Genomic DNA, 19,769 nt, shown 5'->3' on the forward strand with positions numbered 1-19,769 from the left:
GCTACCGCGCTGGTTAAAAAACCCCGCATTCTAACGCTCGCATTTGCAATCTCATAAAGTACACGAAAACCTTGTCAATGCGCAACCGGCACGACACGTTTTCGCCCGCTTTTTTGCACGTTACGCGTGCTATCGCACAATCGCGCGGCAAATGCCGCCACCAGCGTCTCCGGAAACGCTTTTTTACACCCGCGATGCGGCCGTTCGCGGCATCCGAAAAACCTGGCACAAGGCGCTTCACATTGCTGAATGATGCCCGCATTTTTCCGCCGTGACGGCGGCGCTTTTAACCTCGCGCGGCGGCCGCATTTTTCGCCGCCAGCACGCGAAAAAAAAGCGCCGTCACGATGACGGCGCTTTTGGCATTGGCAGGAAAACGCTTATTCCCAGTTCAGCGCACCACCGGTCTGGTACTCGGTCACGCGCGTTTCGAAGAAGTTGCGTTCCTTCTTCATATCGATCATTTCGCTCATCCACGGGAACGGGTTTTCTTCCTGCGCGAACAGCGGCTCGATGCCGATCTGCTGCGCGCGGCGATTGGCGATGAAGCGCAGATAGCCCTTGAACATCGGCGCGTTCAGACCCAGCACGCCGCGCGGCATGGTGTCTTCCGCATACGCATATTCCAGCTCTACGGCCTTCATGAACAGCACTTTGATCTCTTCGCGGAATTCGGCCGTCCACAGCTGCGGGTTTTCCATCTTGATCGTGTTGATCAAGTCGATGCCGAAGTTGCAGTGCATCGATTCGTCGCGCAGGATGTACTGGTACTGCTCGGCAGCGCCCATCATCTTGTTCTGACGGCCCAGCGCCAGGATTTGCGTGAAGCCCACGTAGAAGAACAGGCCTTCCATCAGGCAAGCGAAGACGATCAGGGATTTCAGCAGCTTCTGGTCGTTTTCCACCGTGCCGGTGACAAACGCAGGATCGGTCAGCGTGTTGATGAACGGGATCAGGAATTCATCCTTGTCGCGGATCGACTTGACTTCGTTGTAGGCGTTGAAGATCTCGCCTTCATCCAGGCCCAGCGACTCGACGATGTACTGGTAGGCGTGCGTATGGATCGCTTCCTCGAACGCCTGGCGCAGCAGGTACTGGCGGCATTCCGGCGCCGTGATGTGGCGATAGGTGCCCAGCACGATGTTGTTGGCGGCCAGCGAGTCGGCCGTCACGAAGAAGCCCAGGTTACGCTTGACCAGGCGACGCTCGTCGTCCGTCAGGCCGTTCGGGTTCTTCCACAGCTCGATATCGCGCTGCATGTTCACTTCCTGCGGCATCCAGTGGTTGGCGCAACCGGCCAGGTATTTGTCCCACGCCCACTTGTACTTGAACGGCACCAGCTGGTTGACGTCCGTCTTGCCGTTGATGATGCGCTTGTCGTCGGCATTCACGCGGCGCGCCACTTGCTCGGCGTTCGCTTCGGACGGCTCGGCACCGGCCGGCAGGTTCAATTCGGTATTCCCCAATGGCGCTTGCTGCGCCGGACGCGGCACAGCTGCCGACGTGGTTTCATCATCCCATGACAACGACATAATCTTCTTCCTTTCCATGCCGGCAAGCCGGCGATCCGCAACAGGTCCGTTGTATCGGACAATGCGGACATTAACAACATTGAATCAGCCCGACCGTGCCGGGCTGACAACTTTAAATTTTTTAAAAACCGTCGCGAGCAAGCCCGATATCGGGTCGAGTAGCGGAGCCGTACTTTAGTACGGTGAGCAACACAGAACCCGAGAGGGGGCTGCGCAGCAGGTTTTTACTGGCAAGCTTCGCATTCTTCGAAACCGTCATCACCCGGACGCAGGTAGCAGGCTTCGCCATCGGCGTCGTCCGCTGCCGCAGCCACCACGGGTGCCACCACGGCGGCAGCGGCTGCCGCCACGACCGCTGCCTGGGCGCTCTGCGCGCTGGCCGACATGCCGCCATCGACGGCCACGGCGTTCAGGGCACCCGTCTTGGAGGTCGATTTCTCCATGTGGGTAGCGGCGATGGTACGCAGGTAGTAGGTGGTTTTCAGGCCACGCAGCCATGCCAGCTTGTAGGTCTCGTCCAGTTTCTTGCCCGATGCGCCAGCCATGTAGATGTTCAGCGACTGAGCCTGGTCGATCCACTTCTGGCGACGCGAAGCCGCTTCCACCAACCAGCTTGGCGACACTTCAAAGGCGGTGGCGTAGATGTCACGCAGGTCTTGCGGGATGCGGTCGATCTTCACCAGCGAACCGTCGAAGTACTTCAAGTCGGAGATCATGACTTCATCCCACAGGTCGCGCGCCTTCAGGTCGCGCACCAGGTAGCCGTTGATCTCGGTGAATTCGCCCGACAGGTTCGATTTCACATACAGGTTCTGGAACGTTGGCTCGATACAGGCCGACACGCCGATGATGTTCGAAATCGTCGCCGTCGGGGCGATTGCCACGCAGTTCGAGTTGCGCATGCCGAACTTGGCGATGCGTTCGCGCACCGGGGTCCAGTCCATGGCCGACGAGGAATCGACTTCCAGGTAGCCGCCGCGCTCTTCGGCCAGCAGTTTCACCGAGTCTTGCGGCAGGATGCCACGGTCCCACAGCGAACCGGCGTAGGATTCATAGCGGCCGCGCTCTTCGGCCAGTTCCGTCGACGCTAGGTAGGCGTAGTAGCAGACCGCTTCCATCGAGGTGTCGGCAAACGATACGGCAGCGTCCGAGGCGAACGGGATGCGCATCATGTGGAGGCAATCCTGGAAGCCCATCACGCCCATGCCGACCGGACGATGGCGCATGTTCGAATTGCGCGCCTTTTCGACGGCGTAGTAATTGATGTCGATGACGTTGTCGAGCATGCGCATGGCGGTGCGGATGGTCTTGGCCAGCTTGACGTGATCGAGCTTGCCTTCCTTCATGTGCGCCGGCATGTTCACTGAACCGAGGTTGCAGACGGCGATTTCGTCAGGGCCCGTGTTCAGCGTGATTTCGGTGCACAGGTTCGAACTGTGGACGACGCCGACGTGCGACTGCGGGCTGCGGATGTTGCAAGGATCCTTGAACGTGATCCATGGGTGGCCCGTTTCAAACAGCATCGACAGCATCTTGCGCCACAGGTCCAGCGCCTGGACCTTCTTGAACGAGCGGATTTCGCCGGCGGCGGCCTTGGCTTCGTAGCCCAGATAAGCCTTTTCAAAGGCTTTGCCGACCAGGTCGTGCAAGTCTGGCGTTTCGGATGGCGAGAACAGGGTCCACTCGCCTTTTTCCATGACGCGCTTCATGAACATGTCGGGAATCCAGTTCGCCGTGTTCATGTCATGCGTGCGGCGGCGGTCGTCGCCCGTGTTCTTGCGCAGGTCGAGGAATTCCTCAATGTCCATGTGCCAGGTTTCAAGGTAAGCGCAGACGGCGCCCTTGCGCTTGCCGCCCTGGTTGACTGCCACGGCCGTGTCGTTGACCACTTTCAGGAATGGCACCACGCCTTGCGACTTGCCGTTGGTGCCCTTGATATGGGCGCCCAGGGCGCGCACTGGCGTCCAGTCGTTACCCAGGCCGCCAGCGTACTTGGCCAGCAGCGCGTTGTCCTTGATGGCGTCGTAGATGCCTTCCAGGTCGTCCGAGACGGTGCTCAGGTAGCACGACGACAGCTGCGAGCGCAGGGTGCCCGAGTTGAACAGGGTCGGGGTCGAGCTCATGAAGTCGAACGAGGACAGCAGGCTGTAGAACTCGATGGCGCGTGCTTCGCGGTCCGCTTCGTTCAGCGACAGGCCCATGGCCACGCGCATGTAGAACGCTTGTGGCATTTCGATGCGCACGTCCTGGATGTGCAGGAAGTAGCGGTCATACAGGGTTTGCAGGCCGATGTAGCCGAATTGCAAGTCGCGATCGGCAACGATGGCCTTGGCCAGGCGCTCCAGGTCGAAACTGGCAAGTACCGGGTTCAGCAGGTCATTGGCGATGCCCTTGGCGATATATTGCGGGAAATACGTCAGGTACTCGGCAGCAGCGGCCGCTTGCGGCACTTCCTTGCCGAACACTTCCTTGCGCACCGTGTGCAGCAGGATGCGGGCCGTGACCTGGCTGTAGGCCGGATCTTTTTCCATCAGCGCGCGCGCCGCCAGGATGGCAGACTTGTGCAGCTCTTCGACGGGCACGCCGTCGTACAGGTTCTTCACCGTTTCAGCCAGGATGGCGTCGGCATCGACGTGCTTTTCCAGGCCGGCGCAAGCGGCGTTGATCAGGTCGCGCACTTCCTGCATGTCCAGCAAGCGGCGCACGCCGTTATCAAGCACGTTCAGCTGGGGCGCTGCGACTTGCGCGGAGGCGCCTTGCGCCTCCTTCTGCAAACGGCGCTCTTCCATGTGCTTGGCACGGTACAGCACGTAGGCACGCGCCACGTCGTGCTCGCCCGAGCGCATCAGCGACAGTTCCACCTGGTCTTGCACGTCTTCGATATGGAAGGTGCCGCCACCCGGATGGCGGCGCACCAGCGCGGCGACGACGCCGTCGGTCAGTTGTTCCACCAGTTCGCGGATGCGTGCCGAAGCGGCGCCCTGGCCGCCGTTAACGGCCAAAAATGCCTTGGTCATGGCGATGGCGATCTTCGACGGCTCAAATGCCACCACCGCGCCGTTGCGGCGGATGATGCGATAGTCGCCCAATGCCGCGCCCGTGCTCGCCACGCTATTGGCCGCGCCTGGCGCTGGCGATACTGGCGTTGAATGGATGGAAATATCTTGTGGTGATTGCATTGAAGCTCCCGTTGTCAGCTAAAGTCAGCCTGCAGTTTTGCTGCCGCGTGTGTTGTTGAATAGAACGCCCGATGGTCAGGGTTTCTTCAGGTATTTGTTGCTAAATAGTAAATAATATACAGCCAGAAATCATACGGCCAACCTGTACAGCCGGGCTGGCGCGAAACACGATCAAGGGTGATGAAACGCCAGTTCCCGTTGCTATATCAACAAACAGGGTAGCTTTGGTAATAATTCTGAAAACGTCTGTGATGGCACTACATATAGTCTTTAAATCCAAGTTGTGCACTAATTGTAGTGCCCATCGAAAGGCGATGCAATAGTTTTCCGGCATCCTCCAGCGTAATTTTTTGTATTTTCATATACGATTTCGGTTGACTTTTCAGGGCATGGATGGAAAGCCCAATGCCCGCGTAGTAAGCGCTAACGCAGCTTGCCCGCGCACAGTTTCCAGCCAGCATTCTTGATAAAAATGCCAGTCAAAAAACGGCCCCGGATCCGTCTTCCTCCCCGGCGCAATATGCTCGTGGCCGCGCACCTGGGACAGCCCGTAGCGCGCCACCAGTGCCGCCGTCAGCGCCGCCAGGACATGGTATTGCCGCTGCTGGAAGGGCACATCGTCCGCGCCTTCCATTTCGATACCGATAGAATAGCCATTGCAGTGCGGGCGTCCTTCGAACATGGACACGCCGGCATGCCAGGCACGTTGATCAGTAGAAACATATTGCAACAGCGCACCATCGCGCCGCACAAAAAAGTGCGCCGACACCTGCAAGCCACGCAGGTCGGCGAAAGAAGGATCGGCATTATAGTCTACCCGGCCGGTAAACAAGTCCGACACATGCGGTCCGCCAAAGTGGCCTCCCGGCAAGCTGATGTTATGGATCACCAGCAAGTCGACTTGCGCACCGTCCGGGCGCGCATCCTGGTACGGCGAGTCATAGCGCCGCGCGCCGTCGCACCAGCCGTCTTCATCTATCGTCCATACTGTCATCAAGGTAGCGGTTCCTGTATCGTCAATTTCTGCATGCGGTAGCGTAACTGGCGCACGCTGAGTCCCAGCTGGCGCGCCGCCCGTGCGCGGTGATAGCGCGCCTGCACCAGCGCCTGCATGATCATGTCACGCTCGGCCTGGCGCAAATACATGTCCAGCGGCAAGGCCGGGGCAAGGCCGGACAGCGCCATGCCGGGCAGGCACAGTTGCCGCTCCGGCACTGCCGATGACTGCGCCGCCCGCTGCCCGGTGACGCTCGCCGCCGACGGCAAGCCCAGCCCATCGAGCGCGATCACGCCGCCATCGGCAAAAGCCAGTGCCCGTTCCAGCACGTTTTCCAGTTCGCGCACATTGCCGGGAAACGCATACGCGGCCAGGGCCGCCAGCACCGGCGGCGCCAGGCTCACGGCCTGGCCCGGTGCCAGACGCGCCAGGATTACCTCACATAATACCTGCAGATCGCCGCACCGCTCACGCAGCGGCGGCAGCGCCAGTTCGATGACATTGAGGCGGTAAAACAGATCCTGGCGAAACGTGCCGGCATCCACGCCGCGCGCCAAGCCATGCTGGCTGGCGCACAAAATGCGTACGTCGATGGCCTCGTCCGTACTACCGCCCAGCTTGCGCACGCGTCGCTCCTGCAGGACGCGCAACAGCTTTACCTGCATGGCCAGCGGCAGATCGTCGACTTCATCGAGCAGCAAACTGCCGCCATGGGCCGCCTGGAACAATCCTTCACGCTCGTGCAGCGCGCCCGTATAGGCGCCCTGACGGCAGCCGAAGAATTCAGCCTCCATCAACGCTTCGGGAATCGCGCCGCAGTTGACGGCAATAAAAGGGAAGCTGGCGCGCGCACCCTGCGCATGGATGGCGCGCGCCGCCAGTTCCTTGCCCGTGCCCGATTCGCCCCGGATGGCCACCGGCGCGCCACTGCGAGCGATGCGGCCAATCTGCGCGCGCAGCGCCTGCATGGGCAGGGAGTTGCCGCTCAGTTGCGGCGCGGGCGGCATGCGGCCAGCCCCCAGCTTGCCGGTGGCGGTCAAGGAATGCGGGCTGAGACTGGACATAGGAGAACGCGCCTCTCTGCAGGGACGGTGGCGAACCGCTTCGCTGCAGATGCTACGCCGGACGGATGCCGGGGGACGTTACGATACGGATGAGCAACGCGGCGCTAGCCTGTCCTTACAGCGTGGCGTGCGCCTGGCTGCAGTAATCGTGGCCCTTGGCCTGCACGTTTTCGGAGGCCGGGTAGTACACACCGCAATGGGCGCAACACAGCATCAGCTCCGCATCCGGCAATTCCTGTGGCCGGCCCGGTGGCGCAAATGGATTCGGCTGCTGTTGCTGTTGCTGCGCGCGGGCCCGTTGCTGCATGCCCCGGATCTTGCTGCGGATGGCAAACAGCACCAGGAACACCAGCGCCAGCCAGAATAAAACACGTGTCATGCGAATCCTCGGTGTAAAACCACTTCCAGTACAAAACGGCTGCCGACATAGGCCAGCAGCAAGGTGGCGAAACCGGCCAGTGTAAAACTCAGGGCCGTCTTGCCGCGCCAGCCGCGAAAGCGGCGGCCTGCCAGCAGGGCGGCAAACAACAGCCACGACAGCATGGTAAACACGGATTTATGATCCCAGTTGAGCGCCTTGCCAAATAATTGCTCGGAAAACACGATGCCCGACAGCACGGTCAGGCTCAGCAGGATGAAGCCCAGGCCGATCATGCGGAACAGCAGCTTTTCCATGGTCAGCAGGGCTGGCAGCTGGTCCAGCGCGCTGCCGATGAAGCCGCGGCTTTCGCTGCGCGTATGCAAGCGCGATTCCTGCAGCGCCATGAGCACGGCGTGAAAGGCGGCAATCGTCAAGGTGCTGTAGGCCAGCACGGCCACGGCAATATGCCAGCCGAAGACGGCAGACTTGCCCTCCATGCTGACCTGGCTGCCAGGAAAGGCCCAGGCCAGGCCGATGGCGATGACGGCGCTGGGCATGACCATGCGGCGCAGTCCATCCAGGCTGAAATTGCGGTTCTCTATCCAGTAGGCGCCCACCGATACCCACAGCGCGGCCGACAGCATGGCGGAGAAACCGAAACGCAAGGTGCCAGGCGCCATCAGGTCGAACCACAGGGTGGCGGCATGCGCCAGCCAGGCGACGCCGGTCAGGCCGGCAATGAGTCGGGCACGGGATGAGGGAAGCACCGCGCACGCCGCGTACAACAGGGCGGCGATGAAAAAGAAATAGATCTGCATAGTTTAAGTTTACACCATAGCCGACAAGCGCGATTCAAGCGACAGCCCGGGTGACAGGCATTCCGCCGCCAGCCAATGCTGCAAGCCTGCCATGATATCGCGCCTGAGGCGCAACGGGGTAGCGCACCCTCAAGATTTCGACAATCTTTCCTGCTGCGCACTGCCGTAGCGCGGCGGCCACATTGCCATCCTGTTGGGCCAGTCCTATAATTATGTCCATAAAGCAATATTCATCCACCCTTACGCCCTCCCTCCCTCGCCATGTCTTTTCGAAAATTTTCCTGGACCTGCCTCCTGCTGGCCGCCTGCACTGTATTAAGCGGTTGCATGAAAGATGCGCCGTCCCAATCCACGTACGAGGAATATTTCCGTACCTCGATTCAAAGCTATGACCTGTACACGGACTACTTCGAGATCGCGAAACTGGAAAAGCTCAATGGCTGGAAAGAGAACGAACAGTACGAAATCAAGGGCTCGGCCATCCTGCGCGCCAAGGTAGGCTACCTGGAACTGCTGGCCGACGTGGTCGACAAGCTCGAGACGCAGGCGAAGACCGATGGTTCCGTGGGTATGACCATGGGTCTGGGCCTGATGGCGCGCGGCATGAGCGGCGAAAACAAGGTTTTCCGCGACTTCTGGGCGCAGCAGCAGGAAAAGAAAGCGATTCCCGCGCCGCTGCTGGCCCGCCAGGCGGCGATGACGGCCGAGCGCTTCGACAACCTGCTGCAATGGTCGGACCAGATCGTGCAAGACAATTACGGCGCGATCATCAACCGCCAGCTCAAGAAAGGCGATGAACTGACGCGCATCTATACGCTGAGCTTCCGGCAGACGGAAAAAGGCTGGATGGGCTTTAACGCCCGCTAAGGGCGCTGCACATAAAAAAACCTCCGGACCATCGCTGGCGCGGAGGTTTTTTGATGGTTTTACTGATTTACTTCACATTCAAGCTCTTTTTCGCCTGCTCCAGCAAGTCCGTCTTGACCCAGTCCTTGGCCACGGGCGGCTTCGTCATGCGGCCCACGCCCGTTTTCACCATGACATCGGTGGTCACCTGGATATGCTCGGGCGAGATATCGTACGAATATGGCGAGTTGCTGATCGCGTCGTCGAAGTCATCCTTCGTGATCTGGCCGCGGAACACGACTTCGCGCACATACTTTTCCGCCGTCGCCTTATTGTCGATAAAGGTTTTCGTCGCTTCGACGAAGCAGCGCATGAATTTCTCCGCCACGGGGCGGCGTTCCTTGTAGAACTTTTCCGTCATCACCATGGTGCGCACGGGCTCGCCGATCGGCGTGTCGTACGGTTTGATGACTTCGGTGCCAAAGCCCTTGTTGATCGCCTGCGACGATTGCGGTTCCGACTGCATCATGGCATCGATATTCTTGCCCATCAGTGCCTGGTTCAGGTCGGCGTAAGCAAGGAACACCAGTTGCACATCCTTGCCCTTGGTTTCGGAATACGTCAGGCCCGCTTGCGACAGCTCGGCCAGCAGCAGCACTTCCTGAATGCCGCCGCGCGTCACGCCCACGCGCTTGCCCTTCAAATCCTTGACGCTGGCGATCTTTTGTCCCATGCCCCCCACCAGGCGCGCACCGCCCTTGGCAAAGCCGGCCACCACATAGATGGGCGCGCCGCCGGCGCGGCCGGAAATGGCAGCTTCGGACGCCGTCGCACCCACGTCCAGCTCGCCCGCGATAATCGCCTGCATCACATCGAGGCCCTTGGCGAAGATATGCTCTTCGACCTTGATGCCACACTTGGGCGCGATTTCCTTGATGTACGACACGGCGCCGTAATGGGCAAACTTCAAATTACCCAGGCGCACGACTTCCTGCGCCTGGGCCGACCCCACGCTGAACGCCAGCATGAGGGCGGCGGCAATACCGGTCGTCAAGGTTGATTTTTTCTGCATCGGGTTCTCCTGTGGTGGTTGGTATGTGCCCGCAAGGGCATAAAACGCGAAACACTGCTTCTTATTATGAGGAGATAGTACCGCGTGTTGGAACCAGGGCAACATTTTTTTGCCGGCAGCCGCGCTGCCGGCCTCGTTGGCATACCTACTGTCCGGCCAGCGCCACCACCGGATCGAGTCCCGACGCCTTGCGTGCCGGCATGAAGCCAAACACCAGCCCCGTCACCACGGCGCAGGCAAAGGCGCCGGCGATGGCGCTCAGTGAAAAGATCACCGGCACGTCCCATACCAGCAGCAAGCCGGCCACCGTCACGCCGACCACGATACCGGCCACGCCGCCCACCACCGACACCAGCACGGCTTCGGTAAGGAACTGGCGCAGGATATCGCGCCGGCGCGCGCCCGTCGCCATGCGGATGCCGATTTCGCGCGTGCGCTCGCGCACCGTCATCAGCATCACATTCATGACGCCGATGCCGCCCACCACCAGCGAGACGGCCGCGATCAGGCTGAGCATCATGGTCATGTTGTCCTGCGTCCTGGCTTCGGCGGCGATCGACGCGGCCGCGTTGCTGATGCCATAGTCGCGGATGCGGTGGCGCTCGAACATGGTGGCGTCGACTGCCGCCTCCACCTCGGTCACGCGCTTGACGTCGCTTACCGCCATCACCGTGTACGTCGGCTCGCGCTGGCCGAAGACGCGGATGCCGGCCGTGGAAAACGGCAGCAGCAGCACGTCGTCTTCATCCTTCTCGCCCGTCAGCGCGCCCTTCGCGCTCATCACGCCGATCACCTGGAACGGCACATTGCCGATCAGGATGCTCTGCCCCACGGGATTGGGCACGTCGGGCATCAGCTTTTCGGCCAGGTGCGCGCCCAGCACGGCCACGGTGGCCATCTCGCGCTCGTCTTCCTCGGTAAAGAAGCCGCCCTTGGCCACCGGCCAGGTCTGGATCTGCGGCAGGGCCGGCCCCGTGCCGCGCACATAGGTCTGCACGTCGAGGTTGCCGTGGCGTATCACCTTGTTGCCGGTGACATTCGGCAGCACGTGGGAAATACCTGGCACATCTTTCAGCGCATCGAGGTCGGCCAGGGTGATGCTGCGCCCGGGGATGCGCGAGCTTTCGCCGCGCGACGCCATGTACAGCAGATTCGAGCCGAACGCCCCCAGCTGCGCCATCACCTGCTGGCGCGTGCCCAGGCCAATGGCCAGCATGACGATCACGGAAGCGACGCCGATGACGATGCCCAGCAGGGTCAAGCCCGTGCGGAAGCGGTTGATCCACAGCACGCGCCAGGCCGCGCGCGCCGCGTCGAGCAATTCCGTGCCCAGCGACGCGCCCGTATCGTGGGCGGCGCGCGACATGTCCAGCGGCGGCAGGGCCGTCGACGTGGCGGGGATGGCGACGGCGCCCGAGTCCGCGATGATTTCGCCATCGCTGATCTCGATCACGCGGCGCGCCTGGGCCGCCACCTTGCGGTCATGCGTAATCAGGATGATGGTGTGGCCCGCGTCGGCCAGTTCGCCCAGCAGCGCCATGACTTCGGCGCCGCTGCTGCTGTCGAGCGCTCCCGTCGGTTCATCGGCGAGGATGATGCGCCCGCCATTCATCAGGGCGCGCGCGATCGACACGCGCTGTTGCTGCCCGCCCGACAATTGATTCGGCCGGTGATCGAGCCGTTCACCCAGGCCCAGGCGCTTGAGCAGCGCTTCCGAGCGGGCGTGGCGGGCGGCGGCCGGCATGCCCGCGTACAGGGCCGGCACTTCCACGTTTTCGCGCGCCGACTCGGTGGCGATCAAATGGTAGCCCTGGAAGACGAAGCCGAAAGCTTCGCGCCGCAGCCACGCCAGTTCATCGGGATTCAGGCTGGCCACGTCCTGGCCGGCGAAGCGGTAGGTGCCGTCGCTGGGACGGTCTAGGCACCCGAGCAAATGCATCAGAGTCGATTTGCCGGAACCGGACGCCCCCACGATGGCGACGAATTCGCCGGCGCCGATAGTCAAGGTCAGGCCGCGCAGCACTTCCACGGCCGGCGCGCCCTCATGGCCGCCGTAGCGCTTGCGGATGCCGGCAAGTTCAATCAGTGGCGCCGGCTGGCCAGGTTCTCCGGCTTGCCCCAGCGACGCGGCCTCGCTCATGGCACTCATAACTGGAACCTGCTGGCGCCGCTGCTGGCCGGCTGCTCGCCCGTGACCAGTAATTCACCTTCGCGCAAGCCTTGCAGCACTTCCGCGCTAAGGCGGTTGCGCACGCCCACGGTGACGGAGCGCGTATTGACCTTGCCGTCCGCATCCATCACACGGGCCGTGAACTGCCCCGGCTTGGCGCCTTCCTCGGTCGATGGTTTCAGCGCCGGCAAGGGCACGGCCAGCACATTCTTCGCCGCGGCCGTGACAAACACCACTTGCGCCGTCATCTGCGGCATCAGTTCGCCATCGGCGTTATCCACGTCGAACAGCACTGTATACAGGATCACCTTGCTGGTCGACGGCGCCAGGGCCGTGCCAGCGGCGGAACCACCGGGCACCGGCGGGGCCGGCAGCACTTGCCGCACCTTGCCGCTCCAGCGCCGCTGGTCGCCGCCCAGGGTGGTGAAGTACACGGGCATATCCGGGCGCACGCGACGCACGTCCGCTTCCGACACTTCCGTCCATACCGTCATGGCCGACAAATCAGCAATGCGCAGGATGTTCGGCGTCTGGTACGTGGCGTTCAGGGTTTGCCCTTCTTTCGCGTCCAGGCCCACGACCTTGCCGGCCATCGGCGCGTAGATGCGCGTATAGCCGAGGCGCGCCTCGTCCGCCTTCAGGCTGGCCTGGGTCTGGTCGATCTGCGCCTTCAGGTGGTCGATCTTGGCACCGGCCGAGGCCAGGGTGGCTTCGGCCGTTTCCAGGTCGGCCAAAGGCGTCGAGTCGAACTTGGCCATCTGCTTCTGGCGCACGTGCTGCTGGCCTGCCAGGCGGTGCTGCGCCTGCTGGTCGGCCAGCTGCGCGCGCAAGCCCGCCAGGGCGGCGCGGCCCGCGTCGACCGTGGCTTGCTGCACGCTGGGGTCGATCTCGGCCAGCAACTGGCCTTTTTCCACGGCGCTGCCAGGCTGCACGTGCAGGCGCGTGATCTGGCCCGACACCTGCGCGCCCACGTCGACATAGGTTTGCGGCTGCAGGGTGCCGATGGCCGTCACGCTGGCCTCGATGTTGCCGCGCTTGACGGGCGCCGTGTCGAACACGGTTGCAGGGCCCCGCGTGGCCCACAGTGCACCGGCGCCCAACAGCGCCAGCAAGACCGCACCGCCCAGGATGCGGGCGCGGCGGGTAGGCAGGCGGGCCGCCATCAGGAAGCCGCCTTCAATACATTAAAAAAATCAAACGGTGTCGCCTGGCGTGAAAAGTACATCGGTCTATCCTTGAAAATGGCGGTGAACATCACCGCAGGAACGTTACAAGACCTGCCAGCGCGGCGACGGCTGCCAGCAGGGAACTACGCAACAGCAATCGGGGGGCATACGGCAGCAGCAGGGCCACCAGCAGCGCTCCCGCGCCGATGAATCCCAGCCAGGCGACGACGCCGACGGTGGCGCTCCAGCCGGCCACGCAAGGCCAGATGGCCAGCGCCAGCAACAGCGCGCCGGCCAGTTGCAGCGCGCGCCGCACGTTCGGCGCCGCGTCCCTGCCCCAGATCTGGCCATGATGGCGGTCCATCGCCAGCGAGAGGCTGGCCATGCCCGCATACGACAGGCCCAGCGCACACAGGATGGTATTGATCATGACTGTCCTTCCGTAGTGACTTGCAGGCTGGCCGATGGTGCCGGGCCTTCCTTGGCCGCAGCCTTTCCGGCCGGTTTTTCCTTGCGCGTGTGGACTTTCCACGCGCCCCATCCAGCCAGCAGGCCGAAGGCCATGCTGCCCAGTTCCACGCCCGCGCTTTCCCAGTCGCCGCGCACGACCTGCGCCACCAGGTTGTCGCCCGTGCTCAGTACATTCAGGACGGGCAGCAGCAGGCACAGGGCGGCCAGCAGGCACAGTTGCTCGATCCACGCGCGCTTTTCCGCGCGCAGGCAGGCATGCACCAGCATCAGGAACCATACGCCGAAGAAGGCGCGCACTTCCCAGCCGGCGCGCTGCTCGAGGCCGACGGGGATCAAACGGTTGGCCCACAGGAAGCCCACGCAGGCGATCGCCAGGCCGGCAATTGCCGCCACGTTCAGGCATGCGATGACGCGGTACACGCGCTGCGTATAGGCGCCGAACTCGCCGCCGGACTTCTGACGCCGCTTGACCAGGAACAGGATCGCGCCCGTGCCCATCATGGCCGTGCCGGCCAGGCCGCAGAGGAAATACAGCCAGCGCATCGGCGTGCCGCCGAAACCGACCATATGCAGGTTCGACATGACGGAGCGCGTCAGGCCGGCGCCGCCCGTGTCCGACTCGCCCGGCCGGCGCACGGCGACCTGCTCGCCCGTGGCCAGCGCATAGCAAGCCCGGCCCGTGTTGGCGCTGAGGCGTTCCATCGTGTCCGTATCTTCGTTCCAGCCATACATGCAGACGCGCATAGAGGCATCGTTCGGATTGTCCAGCACCACGGCGCGGATTTCCTGGCCGATGGCCTGCTCGGCGCGCAGCGCGAACGATTCCAGCGCGGGAATCGCCAGCGGCTGGCCCGACCGTGCAGGCTTGCCCGCATCGTTCCAGTCGGCCAGGAAGGCCTTCTTGGGATTGTCCATGCCGTATTGCGCCACCACGGGGGCCGGCACATAGTCATCGCTGAAAAATGCCAGGCCTGTGTAGGCGATCATGAACTGGAACGGCAACGTCAGCACGGCCACCGCGTTGTGCGCGTCGAGCCACGAACGCTGGCCCTTGGCCGGGCGGAAGGTAAAGAAATCCTTGAAGATGCGCTTGTGCGTGATGACGCCGCTCACCAGCGCCACCAGCATGATCATGGTGGTGATGGCGACGATCCATACGCCGATGCGTCCCGCGTGCAGCTCGTAGTGAAAATCGACGAAATGGTGGCCGCCGATGGTTTCCCGTTCCGTTGCCTCGCGCGCATGCTCGATGACGGCGCCCGTCAGCGGATCGAGGTCCGCCGAGCCATAGCCGCCGCTGGGCTGGAACCAGTAGGCGGACAAGCCGTGGCCGGGACGCTGCACGGGCCAGATTTCCCACATGTCCGCCTTCGGGTGCTCCTTCGCCATGAAATCGAGCGCCAGCTCCAGGCGGTGCGCGCGGTCCGTGACCTTTGGCAGCGGCGGATCGTTTGCGTGCGCCGCCTCTTCCAGGGCGTGTTCGGGCGTCATCCAGTGGCCGATCGGGTCGTCGAAGACAGCCAGGGTGCCGGTCAGGAAAATGGCGAACAACAGCCAGGAAATCCACAGGCCGCTCCACGTATGCAGCCAGGCCATGGCCTGGCGCAAGCCGCCCTGCTGTGGCGTCTTGACCACTTTATCTACCTTGACGGCGTTCATGCGGCACCTCGCGACAGCAGCATGCCCATGCCGCCGCAGACGATGGCCGGCAGCAGCATGCCTAGCCAGGCGCGGCGCAGGTCTTGCACGGCAAAGACCCAGATCACGGCGCAGGTGTAGACGACGAAGGCGCTCAGGGTCGCCGTCAGCACGGCTTCGGCGCGCGACAGCGGCAGCACGGCAGACAGCAGCACGGCTACGCCGGACGTGAGGGCATAGCCGCCAAAGACGGCGGCAAGCACGCGCGAGAACAACATCATGTTGGCCGATTTCATCATCGCGGCGCTCCCTGCGGCATACGCGGCTTCACGCCATCGCGGGCCAGATTCAACTGCACATCCATAAGCCATGCATCCTTCATCAAGATAGATCATTCAAAAGTGATTATTTACAGTTTGTAGTTCAAGGTCAGCATCAGGTTGCGCGGCGCCCCCGCCAGATTGCCGAAGACATCGGAGTAGATGCTCTGGTAATAATGCTTGTCGAGCGCATTGTTCACGTTCAGGCGCAACTCGGCGCGGCTGTCGATCTGCCACGCTGCGTTCAGGCCCAGGATCGCGTAGCGGCCCTGGCGCAGATGGTAGGTGCCGTCGCTCGACTCGGTCGCGCCCTGCCCGTACACCGAGGCGCCGATGCGCCAGCCCTGCGCCGCGCCGGACAGGCGGTAGCTGGTGGCCAGCTTGAGCTGCTGGCGCGGATAGCGGCTGTTGAAATCCTTGCCGATGTTGGCCGGATCGCTGTCGCGCGTAAATTGCGCCTTCACATAAGTAAAACCGGCCGACAGCTGCCAGTCGGGCGTCAGCGCGCCCGCCACGTCCAGCTCCACGCCTTCGCTACGCACTTCGCCCGACGCGCGCTGGCAATAGCCCCAGGTACTGCCCGGGCAAGGATTCGGGCCAGCCAGGTCGTCCACGCCCCGGTTTTGCTGGCGGATCTGGAACACGGCCGCGCTGGCATTGAGCGCGCCGCCAAAGTATTCGCCTTTCACGCCCGCTTCATAGTTGGTGCCGCTGATCGGCTTCAAGGGTTGCGCATAGACGTCGGTGGCTGCCTGCGGCTGGAAGATCTCGGTCCAGCTGGCGTAAACGGAATGCTGCTTGTCGAGGTCATACACAACACCGGCGTAGGGCGTGAATTCGCGCGCCACCGAGTAGCCGGCGTCGTCCTTGTACCAGCTCACACGCCCGCCCAGCACCAGCGACAACGGATCGGCCAGGCGCAGGCGCGTACCCGCATACACACCGCTTTGCTCGGTAACGCTGGCCGTGCCCCACTGCGCATAGTTGATGACGGGGCGCGCCACGCTGCCCGCATCCCAGTGGTATGGGTCGATCACCGGCGCGGCCGCGCCCCAGCTGTACGGCGCCCAGCCGCCATAGCTGTTTTTCGACGAACGGCGGTGGCTGGCGCCGACGGTCAGCTCGTGCTGGCGGCCAAACAGGCTGTAACTGCCGCTGGCATAGGCGTCGTAGCTGGTGTTCGCCAACTCGGCGCGGTAGCTTTGCGAATTGAAGCGCAAGGTGTCGCCGCGGCGGTTGATGCCGGAAAAGGTCGTGTCAATCTCAGGCGTCTTGCGCGTGGCTGCCAGCTTGACCTTCCAGCCGTTGCCGAAGCGGTGCTCCAGTTCGGCGAAGAGGGTCTTGTCCGTCTGGCGCCAGTCATCGAAGTCGGTACCCAGATAAGTCGAGCGGGGCAAATTCAAAAAGCTGCCATCGGCAGCCGTCACCACGCCCGTGGTAACGCCGTCGTTATCGGTCTTGCGGTAGTGGGCGCCCACGGTCAATGTCGTGTCGGGGCGTAAATCAGCCTCGATGATGCCGTACAGCTGGTGATTGCGGCCATGCAGCACGTCGACAAAATCCTGCTTGTCCTGCAGCGTCACGACGATGCGCCCGCGCAGGGTCTTCGCTTCGTTGAGCGCATTGGCCGCATCGGCTTCCAGGCGATAATTGCTCCAGCTGCCGATGCTGGCCGAAAACGACGCTTGCGGCGTGACCGTGGGGCGCTTGCGCACCAGGTTGATGGCCGCGCTGGGCGTGCCGCTGCCCGTCATCAAGCCCGTGGCGCCGCGCACCACTTCGATGCGGTCATAGATGGCCAGGTCGTCATTATCGCCATTGAAAGTGCCATTCGCGCCCAGGCTGGTGGGCAAGCCATCGAACAGGATGTTATCCACGGGAAATCCCCGAGCGCTGAAACTGCCCGAATCACCCGTAAAGTTGCCTTTTTGCGTGACCAGGCCCGTGATCGACTGGACAGCGTCGTCCAGGGTCGTGATGCCCAGGTCATCGATCTGCTGGCGCGTCAGCACGCTGACCGACTGCGGCGTCTCGCGCAGCGACAGATTCAGTTTGGTTGCCGTATTGCTCACGCCCGTCGTATAGGAACCGCTGCCTTCCGTTGTCGCATCGCGCCCTGCCGTGACGGACACGCCGAGCATGGTTTGCTCGGTGGCGGGAGCAGCAGGCGTGGCCTGCTGCGCCAGCGCCGGCAGGCTGGCGGCCAGGCACAAGGCGGCCGCCGCTTGCGCCAGCGGGCGCAGTGCGGAGTGAGACGATGGCAAACTGACAAAATGCAAAGCGTACAACATGAAAATTCCTGATGGTGGCGTCATGAGACGGTGAAAAACAGGCGCCCTACTCTGTAGGTGCCGCGAAAACGAAAAACGGGCAGCCGGATGGCTAAATATTTTTGCGCAGCGTGCTATGGCGCCGGTTCGACGCTGACCCAATACCGCGTGCGGCTGCGCACCTGCACCGGCAGCGAGTTGGGCAGCATGTTCAAAATGCGCTGCGTGTCGGCCAGCGGGAATACCCCTGACAGGCGCAGCTGGGACACTGCCGGCGCGCAGTCGATCACGCCAGGGCGGTAGCGGGCCAGGTCGGCCAGGAAATCGCCCAGGGTCACGTCATCGACGATCAGTTGCCCGCGCGACCAGGCGGCCGCATACGCACCGATGGCGTGCGGCGCGTCAAGCGCGTGGCGGGAAAATGCCACGCCCCGCCCTGCCGCCAGCAGCAAGGGTGCGCCGCCGCTGCGCAGGCGGACTTCAACGGCACTTTCAAACACCTCCACCCTGCTGTAGTCATCCTGCTGGCGCACGGCAAAGCGCGTCCCCAGCGCACGCACCTGGCCTTCGCGCGTAGCCACCACCAAAGGCGCGCCGCTGCCGGTGCCGTGACCGCTGGTGATGAGGATCTCTCCGGCCAGCAGCTCGATCAGGCGGCGGCTGGCGTCGAAACGCACGTTGACGGCCGATCCCGTATTCAGGCTGAGCACACTGCCATCGCCCAGCACCACCTCGCGCCGCTCGCCCGTGGCCGTGCGATAGTCGGCACGCAAGGCGCGCACGCCATCCCAGGCACCCGCTTTCGCGGCCAGCATGCCGCCGCCAGCCACCACGCCCAGCCACGCCAGCAACTGGCGCCGCTTGCCGTTGACGGCTTTCTGCTGCGTGCCTGCCAACGCCTGCGCGGCCGCACTGCGGTGCAAGCCGTTGAAGCGCTGCGACACCGCTTCGATATGCTGCCAGGCCCGTTCATGTTCCGGGTCTGCCCCGCGCCAGCGCTGCCAGGCGGCGTGTTCCGCTTCGCTTGCCTCGTCCGACATCAGCACGGTCAGCCACTCGGCCGCCTGCTGCTGCACGTCCTCGCCGATGGCCATCGGGCCTGCTGCCTCTGTCACCGCGCTCATGCTGGCAGTGAGAAAAACACCTGGCGGTTGGCACGCGTCAGGTATTGCTTGACCGAGCTGGCAGACACGTTCAGGCGCGCAGCGATCTCGGCATAGCTGAGGCCTTCGAGCTGCGCCAGCAAAAACGCCGTGCGCACGGGCGCCGGCAAGCCATCGAGGGCGGCATCGATTTCCTGCAAGGCTTCCAGCGCCAGCAAGCGATCTTCGGGCGCGGGCGCCACTTCGGGCGGCAAACAGGCCAGCGCCTCCAGGTAGGCGTCTTCCAGCACTTGCCGGCGGTAGCGGTGCGCCACCAGGCGCCGCGCGATGGTGGCGAGAAAAGGCCGCGCTTCGCGGATCTGCGGCGCCGCGCCGTTGGCCAGCACGCTGAAAAAGGTGTCTTGCGCCAGGTCCGCCGCTTCGCCCGCATTGCCCAGCTTATGCCGCAGCCAGCCCTGCAGCCAGCCGTGATGGCTGCTGTAGAGCGCGTGCAGGTCTTGTTGCTGGGCAAAATCGGCGGCCGACATGGCATCCTTTCCGGTCAAGCGCAGTGCGCCTGCAAATGTAAATAAGAATTATTCTCATTTTAACCGTGTTTTTGGCTTTCATGCAATCGTGGCATTGGCAGAAATACCAACTAATTCAAAAGTAGGCGAACCGCCAGGCAGCGCAGCGCAAGACCGCCAGGGCCGCGCGATGGGGTAAAATGGCGCCCATCGTCCGGCTTGCGCCGCCCACTCCCAAGCTTTTCATTGCAGGTTC

At 63.0% G+C, this 19,769-nt stretch carries 17 protein-coding genes; 2 read left to right on the plus strand and 15 right to left on the minus strand.

Features of this window, described 5'->3' with window-relative positions; all coding sequences use genetic code 11:
• Positions 1–380: 380 nt before the first annotated feature.
• From ACQ4WZ_RS16185 to ACQ4WZ_RS16210, 6 genes are all read right to left on the minus strand, one after another.
• Positions 381–1,532 (minus strand): ribonucleotide-diphosphate reductase subunit beta, encoded by a 1,152-nt coding sequence (locus tag ACQ4WZ_RS16185; protein ID WP_101482781.1) that lies wholly within the window; start codon positions 1,530–1,532, stop codon positions 381–383.
• Between the two features lie 224 nt (positions 1,533–1,756).
• Positions 1,757–4,711 (minus strand): ribonucleoside-diphosphate reductase subunit alpha, encoded by a 2,955-nt coding sequence (locus tag ACQ4WZ_RS16190; protein ID WP_101482782.1) that lies wholly within the window; start codon positions 4,709–4,711, stop codon positions 1,757–1,759.
• A 382-nt stretch (positions 4,712–5,093) separates the two neighbouring features.
• Positions 5,094–5,705 carry a 1,6-anhydro-N-acetylmuramyl-L-alanine amidase AmpD gene (gene ampD, locus ACQ4WZ_RS16195; RefSeq protein WP_436573963.1) on the minus strand — a complete coding sequence of 204 codons (612 nt, stop codon included), beginning with the start codon at positions 5,703–5,705 and terminating at the stop codon, positions 5,094–5,096.
• A complete protein-coding gene (locus ACQ4WZ_RS16200) occupies positions 5,705–6,772 on the minus strand; it encodes a sigma 54-interacting transcriptional regulator (RefSeq protein WP_436573964.1) in 1,068 nt (355 codons plus the stop codon). Before ACQ4WZ_RS16200 ends, ampD begins: the two co-directional genes overlap by 1 nt.
• 115 nt (positions 6,773–6,887) lie before the next feature.
• Positions 6,888–7,151, minus strand: a complete 264-nt coding sequence (locus tag ACQ4WZ_RS16205) for a PP0621 family protein (protein WP_436573965.1) — start codon at positions 7,149–7,151, stop codon at positions 6,888–6,890.
• Positions 7,148–7,951, minus strand: a complete 804-nt coding sequence (locus ACQ4WZ_RS16210; protein WP_070218587.1) for a cytochrome C assembly family protein — start codon at positions 7,949–7,951, stop codon at positions 7,148–7,150. Before ACQ4WZ_RS16210 ends, ACQ4WZ_RS16205 begins: the two co-directional genes overlap by 4 nt.
• A 327-nt stretch (positions 7,952–8,278) precedes the next feature.
• Here ACQ4WZ_RS16210 and ACQ4WZ_RS16215 point away from each other — a divergent pair, with 327 nt between their 5' ends.
• Complete coding sequence (locus ACQ4WZ_RS16215) at positions 8,279–8,818, plus strand: hypothetical protein (protein ID WP_436573966.1); 540 nt, start codon at positions 8,279–8,281, stop codon at positions 8,816–8,818.
• A gap of 67 nt (positions 8,819–8,885) precedes the next feature.
• Here the strand turns inward: ACQ4WZ_RS16215 and ACQ4WZ_RS16220 are convergent, their stop codons facing one another.
• The 9 genes from ACQ4WZ_RS16220 to ACQ4WZ_RS16260 form a co-directional block, all read right to left on the minus strand.
• Positions 8,886–9,869 (minus strand): ABC transporter substrate-binding protein, encoded by a 984-nt coding sequence (locus tag ACQ4WZ_RS16220; protein ID WP_373918177.1) that lies wholly within the window; start codon positions 9,867–9,869, stop codon positions 8,886–8,888.
• Positions 9,870–10,014: 145 nt separating this feature from the next.
• Positions 10,015–12,009: a MacB family efflux pump subunit gene (locus ACQ4WZ_RS16225; RefSeq protein WP_436573967.1), complete on the minus strand. Its 1,995-nt coding sequence runs from the start codon at positions 12,007–12,009 to the stop codon at positions 10,015–10,017.
• Between the two features lie 5 nt (positions 12,010–12,014).
• Entirely contained in the window at positions 12,015–13,202 is a 1,188-nt protein-coding gene (locus ACQ4WZ_RS16230) for an efflux RND transporter periplasmic adaptor subunit (protein WP_436573968.1), read from the minus strand.
• 91 nt (positions 13,203–13,293) lie between these two features.
• Complete coding sequence (locus ACQ4WZ_RS16235) at positions 13,294–13,635, minus strand: DUF3325 domain-containing protein (protein ID WP_436573969.1); 342 nt, start codon at positions 13,633–13,635, stop codon at positions 13,294–13,296.
• On the minus strand, positions 13,632–15,335 hold the full coding sequence (locus tag ACQ4WZ_RS16240) for a PepSY-associated TM helix domain-containing protein (RefSeq protein ID WP_436573970.1): 1,704 nt from the start codon (positions 15,333–15,335) through the stop codon (positions 13,632–13,634). The genes ACQ4WZ_RS16235 and ACQ4WZ_RS16240 overlap by 4 nt, the downstream gene beginning before the upstream one ends.
• Positions 15,332–15,613, minus strand: coding sequence for a hypothetical protein (locus tag ACQ4WZ_RS16245; RefSeq protein ID WP_101482789.1), 282 nt, complete (start codon positions 15,611–15,613; stop codon positions 15,332–15,334). The genes ACQ4WZ_RS16240 and ACQ4WZ_RS16245 overlap by 4 nt, the downstream gene beginning before the upstream one ends.
• Positions 15,614–15,723: 110 nt before the next feature.
• Positions 15,724–17,925 (minus strand): TonB-dependent siderophore receptor, encoded by a 2,202-nt coding sequence (locus tag ACQ4WZ_RS16250; RefSeq protein ID WP_436573971.1) that lies wholly within the window; start codon positions 17,923–17,925, stop codon positions 15,724–15,726.
• 113 nt (positions 17,926–18,038) lie between these two features.
• On the minus strand, positions 18,039–19,028 hold the full coding sequence (locus ACQ4WZ_RS16255) for a FecR domain-containing protein (RefSeq protein WP_436573972.1): 990 nt from the start codon (positions 19,026–19,028) through the stop codon (positions 18,039–18,041).
• Entirely contained in the window at positions 19,025–19,534 is a 510-nt protein-coding gene (locus ACQ4WZ_RS16260; protein ID WP_133989283.1) for a sigma-70 family RNA polymerase sigma factor, read from the minus strand. The genes ACQ4WZ_RS16255 and ACQ4WZ_RS16260 overlap by 4 nt, the downstream gene beginning before the upstream one ends.
• Here ACQ4WZ_RS16260 and ACQ4WZ_RS16265 point away from each other — a divergent pair.
• A complete protein-coding gene (locus tag ACQ4WZ_RS16265; RefSeq protein ID WP_436573973.1) occupies positions 19,533–19,712 on the plus strand; it encodes a hypothetical protein in 180 nt (59 codons plus the stop codon). The two genes, ACQ4WZ_RS16260 and ACQ4WZ_RS16265, sit on opposite strands and share 2 nt — an antisense overlap.
• Positions 19,713–19,769: the final 57 nt, after the last annotated feature.

This window comes from Janthinobacterium darwini, from assembly GCF_051380905.1.
Classification (GTDB): Bacteria; Pseudomonadota; Gammaproteobacteria; order Burkholderiales; family Burkholderiaceae_D; genus Janthinobacterium.